The following is a 13,168-nucleotide window of genomic DNA, read 5'->3' on the forward strand; positions in this document are numbered from 1 at the left end:
CGAGCGGATCGTGCATGCCGTCACCGGTCATCCCGGTGAGGACGCGGCCCACCCTATGAAGCGCAATCTGTTCTTCCGGCTGCTCGCTCGTCTTCGCGTGGGCAGAAAACTGCTGTTGATCTATCTGCTCGATCTGACTGCGGTCGTCTACATCAGCGGCATTCTCATTCACGAAAAATACATCGCCATCGATTTCTCGAACAAGGAAATCGTCGGCAATGCCTATGTCAGAACCGTACGCGATGCGCTCGTCGACGTGGCGCTTGCCGGGGCGGGCCAGCCTCCGTCGGCGGCCTCGTTCGTAGAGGCGGCAGACGGTCTTGCCAAAGCCGAAGGGCGCTACGGCGCGAACATGGAAAGCGCCGCGCTCAACCAGCGCGTGCGCGCGGCGCTCGAAGTTCTCGCGCAGCAACCGCAATCGGGCGCGGCCGCGGTCGATGACGCGCTCGACGCCTGCCGCGAACTCGTCACGCGGGTCGGCAACCAGTCCAATCTGATTCTCGACCCGGATCTCGACAGCTACTACGCGATGTCGCTGTCGATCCTGCGTTATCCGGCATTGCTCGATTCCGTCAACCGCATTGGACGGCAATTGCATAGCCGGCCGCGCGTGTCGTCGATGCATGAAGAAATGCGTACGCGCTATCTCGTGCTCGAAGGGCAGCTCGACGCGGTGCTGCAAGGGCTGCGCTCCGACCTTGACGAAGCGACCGCGGCCAACCACACGCTCGACGTATCGCTCCGACCCTCGGTCGAAGAGATGCGTGCCGCAGTGGAAGCGTATCGCGGCGTTGCGCGCGTAGTGGTGGACAGCGGCGGGGCCGCCGATCCTGCCCTGCTGCGCGCGGTCGACGACGCGCAGCAGGCGCTGGCGGGCCGTGTGCAGCAGGCCTGGAGCGACACCGGCGCCCAGCTGGACGAACTGCTGCATGCGCGGGTGCGCGGTCTGTTCCAGCGCATGTGGCTCCATCTCGGCACGGCGCTCTTTCTTCTGTGCGGCATTCTCAGCATGGTGTACTTCGTCGCCCAGCAGATTTCGCGGCCACTGCGCCATCTGGCGCGCGTGATGGATACGGTGCGCCGTACCGGCGACCATTCGCTGCGTGCCAGCTGGCACAGCCAGGATGAAATCGGTCAGCTGGTGACGGGCTTCAACGAAATGCTCGAACAGCTCGACCGCGAACGCGACGTGCAGAAGGAACTGGCCGCTACCGCGCGGGCGTCGGCGGCGCAACACGCGCTCGTCGAAGCGACGCCGGTGCCGATGGTGGTCACCGCGATTCCCGGCCATGAAGTGCTGCACGCGAACAAGCCGGCGCTCTACTGGCTGAACGGCTGCGGGACCGACCCGTGGGCTTTCGGTCTCGATTCGGCCGTGCGCGCGCGCTTTTTCCAGCAACTGTCCGATCGCGACGCGGTGGACGAATTCGAAGTGCGCTGGAAGGCCACGGCGGAACCGACGTGGGCGATGCTGTCGGCTCGGCGTCTGAATTTCCAGGGGCGCGATGCCGTGCTGACCGCGTTCACGCCGATCAACCAGATCAAGCTGATGGAGCAGCGGCTCGAACTGTGGGGGAAGGTGTTCGAAGCCTCGTCGGAGGCGATCGTGATCCTCGACGACGAACGCCGCTTCGTGACGGCCAACGCGTCGTTCCATCGCGCGACGGGCTATCGCGCCGACGATGTCGCCGGCAAGCCGCCGGCATTCATCATCGGCGGCCCGGGCGGCGAAGCGGTGATCCCGGGCGTCGCGGCGCTGGTCGACCGGTCGAGCACGTGGCATGGCGAGGCCCAGGTGCGCCGGCGCGAGGGCGGCGACTATCCGGCGTGGCTGATGATCAGCGCGGTGCGCGACAAACGGGGCAGCGTGTCGCATTACATCTGCACGCTGGTCGATATCACCGATCGCAAGAAGAGCGAAGCGCGCATCCAGTTCCTGGCCGAGCACGACGTGCTGACGAAGCTGCCGAACCGCGCCCTGTTCGCCAAACGGCTCGGCGTGGTGCTGGGCAATGCGCAGATTACGGGGCAGCGCGTGGCCGTGCTTTTCATCGATCTCGACCGTTTCAAGAACATCAACGACTCGCTCGGCCACCATATCGGCGACGCTCTGCTGCGCTCCGTGTCGCGACGGCTGCTGCAGGCGGTGCGCGCCAACGATACGGTGAGCCGGCTGGGCGGCGACGAATTCACGGTCATCCTGAGCAGCGTGAGCAACGCGGCAGATGTCGCGCGCACGCTCGACGAGCGCCTGATTCCGCTCGTGCGCGAGCCGCACGAAATCGGCGGCATGACGTTGCAGGTGTCGTGCAGCATCGGCGTGGCGCTTTATCCGGAAGATGGACACGACATCGAAACGCTGATGCAGAACGCCGACGCGGCGATGTATCAGGCGAAGGCGGCCGGGCGCAACCTGGTCAAGTTCTTCTCGCCGGACATGGCCGAGCACGCGCGCTATCGCCTCGCGCTCGAAGCGTGTCTGCGCACGGCGATCGAGCGGAACGAACTGCGGCTCGCGTATCAGCCCTGCGTCGATGCGCGCACGGGCGAGCTGGTTGCGGTCGAAGGATTGCTGCGCTGGAACAGTCCGCAGATCGGGACGGTTGCCCCGGCGCAGTTCATTCCGGTCGCCGAAGAAACGCGCCTCATCATTCCGATCGGCGCGTGGGTCATCGATGAAGCCTGCCGCCAGATCGCGCAATGGCGCGACCAGGATCTGCTGGAGATCCGCGTGTCGATCAACCTGTCGGCAATCCAGCTACGCGCGCCGGATCTGCTGGAGACGCTCGGGCGCAGCCTCGCGACGCACCGGGTGCCACCGGATCTGCTCGAACTCGAAATCACCGAAACCGTGCTGATGGATAGCGCCGAAAACTACCTGGAGGCGATCAGGGCGATCCGTGCGCTCGGTGTGAAGCTGTCGCTCGACGACTTCGGCACCGGTTATTCGAGCCTCAGCTACCTGAACCGCTTCCCGCTCGACCGGCTCAAGATCGACCGGGCGTTCGTGCACGACATGCTGGACGCGCCGGCGGATCTGGCGATCATCAAGGCGATCATCGAACTGGGGCATGAACTGGGACTGCGTGTCGTGGCGGAAGGCGTCGAAAGCGAGCACGAGGCGCAGATCCTGCGCGGTATCGGCTGCGACGAGCTGCAAGGCTTCCTGTATGCACGGGCGCTGTCGCCCGAGGAACTGTGGTGCTGGTCGAATGAGCGGGAGATGGCCTGACTGCGGGCCTGACTGCGGGCCTGACTGCGCGCCTGACTGCGCCGCTCCACTGCTGCCCCCGAATATTCGTCAACTGCTACTTCTTTGCAAGCTCCCGCAGATCCATCATCGAGACGTAGATGTTCCTGAGCGTGAGGTGGATCATGAATTCTTTTCTGGCAATGATGCGGATGGTTCTTTGGAGCTTTTTCGGCGTTCGCAAGAGCGCATCCCATCAAACCGACCTGGCGTCCGTGCCGCTGCCGCTGTTGCCGTTTGTCGCGGTCCTGCTGGCCGCGGTTTTCGGTGGCGTGCTCTTCTTCGCGGCGAAGCTTGCTGTCGCGGTGGCCCATTAGGACAGCGTGCAGCGCACTGGCGGCTGCAGGATGTCCAACCAGACTGAACGGCAATGTATCAATACGACGAACTCGACCGGACGCTGGTCGCGGAGCGGGTCAACCAGTTTCGCGACCAGGTGGCGCGCAGGATTTCCGGCGAGCTGAGCGAAGACGAATTCCTGCCGCTGCGCCTGCAGAACGGTCTGTACATGCAGCGGCATGCCTATATGCTGCGCGTCGCGATTCCGTACGGCACGCTGGCGTCCGCCCAGTTGCGCATGCTGGCGGCCATCGCACGCCGCTATGACAAGGGCTACGGTCACTTCACGACGCGGCAGAACATCCAGTTCAACTGGATCAGGCTCGAGGACACGCCGGACATCCTCGAACAGCTTGCGACCGTCAACATGCACGCCATCCAGACCTCGGGCAACTGCGTGCGCAACATCACGACCGAACAGTTCGCAGGCGTCGCCGCCGACGAGATCGTCGATCCGCGGCCGCTTGCGGAAATCCTGCGCCAATGGTCGACGCTGAACGCGGAGTTCGCGTATCTGCCGCGCAAGTTCAAGATCGCGCTGTCGTCTGCAGAGGAGGATCGCGCGGCGGTGCGCATGCACGACGTCGGGATGTATGTCTATCGCGGCGCGGACGGCGAATTGCTGCTGCGCGTCTATGCGGGCGGCGGACTCGGGCGCACGCCGATTCTCAGTTCGCTGCTGCGCGAGGCACTTCCCTGGCAGCACATGCTGACTTATCTCGAAGCCGTGCTGCGCGTCTACAACCGCTATGGCCGCCGCGACAACAAGTACAAGGCGCGGATCAAGATTCTCGTGCGTGAGCTTGGGGTGGAGCGGTTCGCGCGCGAAGTCGATGAGGAATGGCAGTTCATCAAGGACGGCCCGGCGACGCTTACCGCCGGCGAATATGCGCGCGTGGCAAGGAGTTTTTCTGCGCCGGACTATGACGCCGACGCAGCGAGCGACACCACCTACGCCCGTCATCTGGCGGAAGATGCGAGATTCAGGCGTTGGGCGCGCCGCAACGTACATCCGCACAAGGTGCCGGGCTATGCGTCGGTGGTGCTCTCGACCAAGCCGGGCATCGTAGCGCCGCCGGGCGACGTGACGGCCGACCAGATGGACCTGGTTGCCGCATGCGCGGACAGGTGCGGTTTCGGCGAGATACGCGTGGCGCACGAACAGAACCTGATCCTGCCGGACATCAGGGAAGGCGACCTGCACACCCTGTGGCAGGAACTCGAGGGTGCCGGGCTCGCGACGCCGAACGTCGGTCTGATTACCGACATCATTTCCTGCCCTGGCGGAGATTATTGCTCGCTCGCCAACGCGAAATCGATTCCGGTGGCCCAGGCCATCCAGCAGCGTTTCGACGACCTCGACTTCGTGCACGATCTCGGCGACCTGTCGCTGAATATTTCGGGCTGCATCAATGCGTGCGGCCATCACCACATGGGCAACATCGGGGTGCTGGGCGTCGACAAGGGCGGCGAAGAGTGGTACCAGGTCACGCTCGGCGGCGCACAGGGGCACGCGGCGTCGCTCGGGACGGTGATCGGCCCGTCGTTTCGCGCCGAGGAAATGCCGGACGTGGTGCAACGGATCGTCGACGTCTACCGTGCTCGCCGGATTCACGACGAACCGTTTAGCGATGCCGTAGCGCGGCTCGGCGTGGGTGTGTTCAAGGAGCATGTGTATGCCGGTCGTTGAGGAACAGGGAGCAGGGCGTCAGGTGATCCACCTGATCGACACCGCACCGGTCATCGTCGACGACGAGTGGCGCCTTGTCAGGGACGAAGATGAGGCGGCCGCGCTGCTGGCCGGGCACGATAGCGAACGGGCGATCGTGCCGGTCGATAGCTGGCTGGGCGCTGTAGCCGCGGGCGGGGCGTCCGCGTTGCACGGCGTCGGTGTATGGATTGCGCCGGATGCCGATTTCGAGGGCTACGCGTCGACGCTGATGGAGGTGCCGCTGATCGCCGTCGACTTCCCGAATTTCAAGGACGGCCGCGGGCTCTCTATCGGCTTCGTGCTGCGCACACGGTTCGGGTATCGGGGAGAGATCCGTGCGGTGGGCGACGTGCTGCGCGACCAGCTGGAAAACATGCGCCGCTGTGGCTTCGACAGTTTCGCCGTGCGCGCGGACAAGAACATCCGCGACGCACTCAAGGGGTTCAGCGAGATCTCCGTGCGCTATCAGGGTATGGCCGGCGATGCTCGGCCGCTGTTCCGGCGGCGCGACACCGACGAGGATGTGCGAGCCTCCTGATGAGAGGTTCTCAGGCGTGGTCCGCGAACGACGGCGGCCCGTGCCTGCATGATCACGCGCGCCGTGCGCTCAACTCACTCAGCAGTTCGCCCAACGTCCTGATCGCATTCTCGATGGGTGGCGCCCACGGATGGCCGAAATTGAGCCGCACGCAATGCCGGTACGCATGCCGCGCCGAGAAGATCGGTCCGGGCGCGAGACTGATCCCACGCGCGATCGCCAGCCGGTGCAGATCCATCGCATCGATCGCTTCCGGCAATTCGAGCCACACGAAATAGCCACCCTCAGGCCGCGACCAGCGGACATCTGGCGGTAGCCAGCGCGCAAGGGCGGCGTCCATTGCATGCAACTGCGCGCGCAACGCGCTGCGCACCTTGCGCAGATGTTTGTCGTATCCACCGTGCTGAAGATAGTCGGCGATACCGGCCTGCGCCGGAATGCTGGCCGACAGTGTCGTCATCAGCTTGAGGCGCTGGATCCTGTCGGTAAAGCGTCCCGCCGACACCCAACCGATCCGGTAGCCCGGTGCAAGTGTCTTCGAAAACGAACTGCAATGCATCACGAGCCCGCGTGTGTCGAAGGCCAGCGCCGGCAACGGATAGTCGGGCTGGAAATGCAGTTCGCCATACACGTCGTCTTCGATCAGCGGGACGTCGTGCTGTCCGAGCAATTCGACAAGCGCCTGCTTTTTTGCAGGCGATAGCGTCGCACCAGTCGGATTCTGAAAGTTCGTCATGAACCAGCACGCGCGCACCGGATGCGTCTTCAGTGCTTCTTCGAGTGCGGCGAGGTCCAGGCCGGATGCTGGATCGACCGGTATTTCCACTGCGCGCAGATCGAGACGCTCAATGGCCTGCAGCGCTGCGTAGAAGCCGGGCGACTCCACCGCAACGACATCACCCGGACGGGTCACCGCCATCAGGCACAGGTTCAACGCCTCGAGCGCTCCGCTCGTGATGACGATGCCTTCGATGGGTTGCGGAATGCCCATCGCCATGTAGCGCAACGAAATCTGCCGGCGCAACTGCTCATTGCCAGGCGGCAGGTCGACGACGGTGTTCCACGGATTGATGAGACGCGTGGCGTGCGCGAGCGATTTCGCCAGACGCGGCAGCGGAAACAGCTGGGGCGCGGGAAATGCGGAACCGAGCGGCACGATGCCTGGCTGCTTGGCCGCTTCGAGCACGGAAAAGACCAGTTCGCTGATATCGACCTTCGCGGACTCTGCGACGCTCGCTGGCCGCGCGGAAAGCGGCACGGGCACGCTTGCGCCGGGCGCCACGTAGTAGCCGGAGCGCTCGCGGGCGCGAATCAAACCCCATTCCTCCAGCAGGTAATAGGCGCGAAACACGGTCGACTGGCTTACGCCGTGCTGGGCCATGATCTGGCGTAACGAAGGCAGGCGCGAACCAACGGGCACGTGGCCGGAGCGGATCTCGTCCGCCATCGTGCTGGCGAGGGTTTCATAGCGTTTCATCGATCGTCCTCCGACGCTGCGCATTTTCTCGCATAGCGCAGGAAAGCACGGACTGCCGGCGCGCGCTCGTGCCTGCGCCACGCGATCGCCACTTCGGAAGGAATGGGCTTGCCGGCGATGGCACGGTACACGACGTTGGGCAACGTGATGCATTGGGCGAGCGTGTTGGGCACGACGGCGACGTCGCCGCCGAGCGACACGCACGCCAGCACGGCCGCGAGCGTTCCCGGGCGCGGACCGGGGTTCGGCGCAAAGCGGCCGCGGCGTGCGACTTCGAAGGTGCCGTAGTCCTGTTCCGGCAACGCGAAACGCCGGTCGCGCAACTGCGCGGGCGTGACGGTGTCCAGTGCCGCGAGCGCACAGTCGGCCGGCAATGCGAGAACGAATGTGTCGCGATAGACCGTGGTCGCCTGAATGCCTTCCGGATAGTCCATGGGGGGACGCACGTACGCGATATCGATCGCGCCATCGCAGAGCATCGCCGTGATGCGATCCATCGCCACTTCGCGGATCGCCACATTGACGCCGGCCTGTTCCCGACGAAAACCCCGCACGGTGTTCTGCAGCACGCCGGCGTAAGCGGCCGATGCCACGTAGCCGATTTCGACGCGGCCGAGTTCGCCGCGCTCGGCACGCTCCGCGCGCTCCTCGCCGCGCGCCAGATGTTCGAGCGCCGCCAGCGCTTCGGCGAGATACGCCTCGCCTGCAGCCGTCAGCGCGACCGACCGTTTGGTCCGCAGAAAGAGGCGTACACCGAGCAGGCGCTCGGCTTCCTGGATCTGCCTCGTGAGCGACGGGGCGGCAATCCCCAGTTCTTCCGCTGCCCTGGAAAAGTGGAGATGCTTCGCGACGCAGACAAAGCAGCGTATATGTCGAATTTCGACCTGTGGCATCGTATTGAGGAATTCGTCAATTATTCTGCGATTCTATGTTAATGACGGGCAAGAGGGGCGCAGCTAGTATCGACGGGTCTGATTTGCCTGAGTGGTTAGCCGCATGTCCCAGAAATCCGGTGAAGACGTTCTTGATCCGCCATCCGTTGAGCCCGTTCAGCCAACGATCGTGCCGGCTGGCGGGCCAGCGTCTGCGGTTGCAGACAATCCGGCTGGCGTAGACCGCACAGCCCATGAGCGCACCCTGCCGATGTCCGGTGCAGCGCGTTTTGTGCTGGGTACCGCTTCGGCCACCTGCGCGCTGATCGTGCTCGATACGAACGTGGTCGCGGTTTCATTGCCGTCCATCGCGCGATCGTTTCACGCGAGTTTCGCGGACGTCGAATGGGTGGTGAGCGCCTACATGGTGGCGTTTGCCGCGTGCCTGCTTCCCGCCGGTGCGCTCGCCGACCGGCTGGGACGCAGGACGATGCTGCTGGCGGGCCTTGGCGTGTTCATGCTGGCATCGCTCGGTTGCGGGCTGGCCCCGTCGGCCACACTGCTGAACGTTGCGCGCGCCATCAAGGGCGTGGGGGCGTCGATGCTGCTCACGTCCGCGCTTGCAGTGATCGCCAATACGTTCCACGAGGGGCCGGCGCGAACCCGCGCGTGGGCGGTGTGGGGCACCTGCATGGGCGTCGCGACGACAATTGCGCCTTTGATCGGCGGCGTCATTACGCAATGGCTCGGCTGGCGCTGGATCTTTCTGCTCAATCTGCCTGTGTGCGCCGTGCTCGCATGGTGCGTGAGGCGTTCGATTCGCGAGTCGCGCAATCCTCTCGCCGGTCCCGTCGATATCGCGGGCAGTGCGCTCTTCGGGAGCGCGCTGGCGCTCGGTGTCTGGGCGCTGATCGGAGCCCAGTCGGCGGGCTGGGCAAGCGCGCTTACCGCCGCGAGATTGGCCGGTTGCGCGGCGTTGCTGATCGCCTTCGTGCTGGTGGAGCGGACCCGCCGTCACGCAATGATCGACCTTGCATTGTTCAGGCAGCCGAAGTTCGTGGCGGCGGTGCTGGCGATGTTTGGCTATGCCGCGTGCGCGCAGGTCATGATGACGTTCCTGCCGCTCTATCTGCAGAACGCGTTCGGGCTTTCTGCAGTGGTGGCCGGCCTTGGCATGCTGCCATTTGCGATGGCGATGATCGTGGGGCCCTATATCGGCGCGGCGCTGTCCGCACGCATATCGGGCACCGCATTGCTGAGCGTGGGGCTGTTGCTGATCGCGGCGGGCAACCTGCTCACCGCATTCGTCGCGCGCGACGCGCATTATGGGCTTGTCGCGCTTGCCATGATCGTCACGGGCTGCGGGGCGGGTGTCCTCAACGGCGATACGCAGAAGGCGATCATGGCGTGCGTGCCCGTCAACAGGACGGGAATGGCCTCCGGGATCAGCACGACAACGCGCTTCACGGCCATCGTTACGTCGGTAGGCGTACTCGGCGCCGTGCTGGCGGCGAGCACGCGCACTGCGCTTCAGTCGGATACGACGCTTGCTCCCGCGATACGCGGCCAGCTCGATTCCAGCTTCATGTCGCGGGTGCTGGCCGGCGACGTCGCGCATGCGACAGCCCACCTGCCTTTCGACACGGCCGCGCAGCTCGCCGCCGCGGCGCGCGCGAGTTTCGCGAGCGGCTTTGCATCCGCCGTGTGCGTGGCCGGCGTTTTCGCCGGGTTGGTGGCAGCGGGCGTCTGGCTGCTGGGCAGAAACCGCACGATGGCCGCCCGGAGTTGAGCACGAAGCGATGAGCGGCGAGCCTCAGGCAGTCGACGAGATTGCATCGAGGGCAACGTCGCAGATGACGTTGCTTCGCTGGAGTGAATCGACAACAGAGTTCGACACAGGTTCGGTGGCCCTGGCGGATCGAAGGCGCAGGGCTCGACCGGCGCCAATCGGCCAGGTGCGGTCCTTCACGGTGCCTTTGGCGAAAGGCTGCTGATGCGCGACAAACGGCCATTTGGCGAAGCGACGGCGACTCTCGATTCGTCCGGTGAGAAAGCTTGATTTCGAAGCGCAGTACGCGGTAGCTGAGATCTCAGTACTTTGGACAGTCGTTTTTTCGGCCAATCTATTTGTAATGAAGGGCATCATCCTGGCTGGAAAGATTCTCCGGTGCTGATCCCGTATGATCCGACCCAAAAAAGCCGACCGGTTAAGGTCGGCTAAAGATTCTGGCTATTCCGAGGGCCGGGCCAGCACCTGAGAGAGGGTTAAGCTCAGGATCCCCGCCGGCCGGTTGAGGTATCTGGCACATCATGGCTTATGCAAACGCCAGCTTTGACTGGCGAGCGCCCTGACTCGCGTCGCGCGGTGCCGAGGGTTCAGGCTATTGGCGCGTGGCAGATTCCCGACTCAGTGCGGCGAGGATGGTATTGGTGAGCCCAAGCAACGCCGAGTGATATTCGCCGGGCAACGCTACGTCGTCCATCCGCGCCATGGCGTCTTCAATGCCCTGGCGAAATGACCGGGCGACCTCGGCGCACTGCGACGTCGAGAGGTGCGGCAGGGCCGCGTCAAAAAAAGCACCCAGCACCATGGCCCGCCCGCCAAGCATGCTCATGGCCTTCGTGTTGGTGGTCACAAGCCCGGCCATCTTGCCCAGCGCCTCGCTAGCATTGTCCATTTTTCAGACTCGCTCAGAATGTCTGCCAGTGCTCAGCACCGGTATCTGTCGTAACTGCGGCATCCCTGTCTGCGGTCATGGTTGGCGTCGTCTTTGTCTTTGTCGACGTTGCAGGAGGGGGCGTGCGACCTGTCGGTGCCGGCCGACGCGGTTCGCTCCGCGGGGCGACCACCCGTGACGCGGATGGCCCCGCATCTTCAATCCTGAACACAGCCACGGCCTCACGCAGCTCCTGGGCCTGCTGGGCCATCGACTGCGTAGCAGCTGCGGCTTCTTCGACCAGCGCGGCGTTCTGCTGGGTCACCTGATCCATCTGGCTGACGGCCGTGTTGACCTGCTCGATGCCAGTGCTCTGTTCTTCCGACGCCGACGAGATTTCGCCCACGATATCGGTCACGCGCTTCACTGACTTGACGATTTCGTTGATCGTGCTGCCCGCTTCCTCGACGAGCTTCGAGCCGGCGTCCACCCGATTCACCGACTCGCTGATCAGATCCTTGATTTCCTTGGCCGCGGTGGCGCTGCGTTGGGCGAGCGTGCGGACCTCGCCGGCCACGACGGCAAAGCCGCGACCCTGTTCGCCGGCGCGGGCCGCCTCGACCGCGGCGTTGAGCGCGAGGATGTTGGTCTGGAACGCGATACCCTCGATCACGCTGATGATCTCGGACATTTTCGCCGAGCTGCCAGAGATCTCTTGCATCGTGTCAACGACACGTCCGACCACTTCGCCGCCACGCCGTGCAGTTGCCGACGCGTTGCTGGCCAGCGTGGTCGCCTGCCTTGCGTTATCCGCGTTATGACGGACCGTGCTGGTCAGCTCTTCCATGCTCGAGGCGGTTTCCTCCAATGACGCTGCCTGCTCCTCGGTGCGCTGGGACAGATCGGTGTTGCCTTGCGCAATCTGGCCAGCCGCGACCGAGATTGATTCACTGGAAGCCTGGATGCCCCGCACGATCGTCGTCAGCTGATCCCTCATGACACCCAGCGAGAACATCAGGCTGCTGCGATCGCCGGCCGTCAGCCGGACCACTGTGCGCAGGTTGCCGTCCGCGATGCTGCTGGCGAGCGCCGCCGCGTCGCGTGGCTCCCCCCCAAGCTGCTGTGCCAGGCCGCGTGCAATGACCAGCGCCAACGCCAGTGCAATTGCCGTTGCGATGACGATCAGTCCGACCACCAGGGCAACAGCATGCGAATACGCCTGGTCTGCCGCCTCGCCTTCCCGGGCCGCGCCCGCGACGTTGACGTCGACGATCGTCTTGATGTCGTTTTCGATGGCGTCACTAATCGTGGCCGACTGACCTGTCATGAGCACCATCGCGTCCACCTGTTTGCTAGCTTTCGCCAGCGCCCGGACCTGCTGATCGAGGTCCAGGTACTGCGGCTTGAGCCTCTGAATGTCTGCGTAGGCGGTTTTCTCCTCTGGCTCAGTGATCAGCTTCTGGTATTCGGCATCTGCGTGCCGGTAGTTCGCAAGTCCCGCCTCGATCCGGGTTTCCGCTTCTTGGGCTTGGGCTGGCGTCAGGGACGAGGCGGCCCGGTATTCGGCGAGGCGAATCGCGCGGAGGCCGGACTGCATCTGCAGGCTGCTGCGTACGGAAGGTAACCAGTTGTCGCGCAACTGCGAAACGTGATTGTTTTCAGCGCTCACCTCGAACAGGCTGAATGCACCCAGGCCGATCAGCAGAGCGATCACAGTAGAAAAGCCCAGCATCAGCTGGGTCAAGACCCTAAGATTTTTCAGAGATGGCACAGTCAAGTCCCTCGGTATTTGATTTATTGAGAATCGGACAACTTGTATTAAGTGGGTCTATCGGCAACTTTGGGTAGTTTCCGCCCCCCCTTGATGGGGGGGCGACAATCTGTCGACCCGCTGAAATCTCAAGCCGGCCAGACCGTGGACGACGGCGCCGATCTAAGCAAGTGAGGGTCGAGCGCCGCGCGGGCAGGACCACCGGTGCTCGGGTGACTCAGATGAAAGGCTGAACGACCGCCGTACCTCGGAAGCAGACGGAGAGATGCCGCGGATTGAATGTCGTTTGTGGGTCCCGTTGCGGCCCGTCGACGCAGCGCGACATCTACGTCGGCTTTCAAAGTACAACGGCCGTTCGTCGAATCGCATCGGCAGATGGGAGTTCGGCCTAAGCTGCCATTCGCTGATCGGCGCTGGGACGGCCGCTATAGACTGCTGAAGAGCCATTCACCACTCAGTTACCTCGAACGTACGGTACCGCATTCAGCGGATACGCATTTTCGATCAGTAAGAGGTAGCTGCAGTTGTTCGGCGAATGCTCGTCCTTGCTTCT

Annotated in this window: 9 protein-coding genes; 5 read left to right on the top strand and 4 right to left on the bottom strand. The window is 64.0% G+C overall.

Features of this window, described 5'->3' with window-relative positions:
* Window positions 1-55: 55 nt before the first annotated feature.
* The 4 genes from P3T23_RS06825 (at window position 56) to P3T23_RS06840 (ending at window position 5,838) form a co-directional block, all read left to right on the top strand.
* Window positions 56-3,232: an EAL domain-containing protein gene (locus P3T23_RS06825; RefSeq protein WP_429315428.1), complete on the top strand. Its 3,177-nt coding sequence runs from the start codon at window positions 56-58 to the stop codon at window positions 3,230-3,232.
* Window positions 3,233-3,351: 119 nt separating this feature from the next.
* Window positions 3,352-3,567: a DUF2970 domain-containing protein gene (locus P3T23_RS06830; RefSeq protein ID WP_429315429.1), complete on the top strand. Its 216-nt coding sequence runs from the start codon at window positions 3,352-3,354 to the stop codon at window positions 3,565-3,567.
* A 53-nt stretch (window positions 3,568-3,620) separates the two neighbouring features.
* Window positions 3,621-5,279, top strand: a complete 1,659-nt coding sequence (locus P3T23_RS06835) for a nitrite/sulfite reductase (protein ID WP_429315430.1) — start codon at window positions 3,621-3,623, stop codon at window positions 5,277-5,279.
* Window positions 5,266-5,838, top strand: a complete 573-nt coding sequence (locus P3T23_RS06840; protein ID WP_429315431.1) for a DUF934 domain-containing protein — start codon at window positions 5,266-5,268, stop codon at window positions 5,836-5,838. The genes P3T23_RS06835 and P3T23_RS06840 overlap by 14 nt, the downstream gene beginning before the upstream one ends.
* Before the next feature lie 52 nt (window positions 5,839-5,890).
* Here the strand turns inward: P3T23_RS06840 and P3T23_RS06845 are convergent, their stop codons facing one another.
* Both P3T23_RS06845 and P3T23_RS06850 read right to left on the bottom strand, forming a co-directional pair.
* Window positions 5,891-7,315, bottom strand: coding sequence for a PLP-dependent aminotransferase family protein (locus P3T23_RS06845; protein ID WP_429315432.1), 1,425 nt, complete (start codon window positions 7,313-7,315; stop codon window positions 5,891-5,893).
* Complete coding sequence (locus P3T23_RS06850) at window positions 7,312-8,208, bottom strand: LysR family transcriptional regulator (RefSeq protein ID WP_429315433.1); 897 nt, start codon at window positions 8,206-8,208, stop codon at window positions 7,312-7,314. The genes P3T23_RS06845 and P3T23_RS06850 overlap by 4 nt, the downstream gene beginning before the upstream one ends.
* A 103-nt stretch (window positions 8,209-8,311) precedes the next feature.
* Here P3T23_RS06850 and P3T23_RS06855 point away from each other — a divergent pair, with 103 nt between their 5' ends.
* Entirely contained in the window at window positions 8,312-9,976 is a 1,665-nt protein-coding gene (locus P3T23_RS06855) for an MFS transporter (RefSeq protein WP_429315434.1), read from the top strand.
* Between the two features lie 592 nt (window positions 9,977-10,568).
* Here P3T23_RS06855 and P3T23_RS06860 read toward each other — a convergent pair.
* Window positions 10,569-10,865 (bottom strand): hypothetical protein, encoded by a 297-nt coding sequence (locus P3T23_RS06860; protein WP_429315435.1) that lies wholly within the window; start codon window positions 10,863-10,865, stop codon window positions 10,569-10,571.
* Window positions 10,866-10,878: 13 nt separating this feature from the next.
* Entirely contained in the window at window positions 10,879-12,576 is a 1,698-nt protein-coding gene (locus P3T23_RS06865) for a methyl-accepting chemotaxis protein (protein WP_429315777.1), read from the bottom strand.
* Between the last annotated feature and the right edge of the window lie 592 nt (window positions 12,577-13,168).

It is taken from the genome of Paraburkholderia sp. GAS448, from assembly GCF_050435685.1.
Taxonomy (GTDB): Bacteria; Pseudomonadota; Gammaproteobacteria; order Burkholderiales; family Burkholderiaceae; genus Paraburkholderia.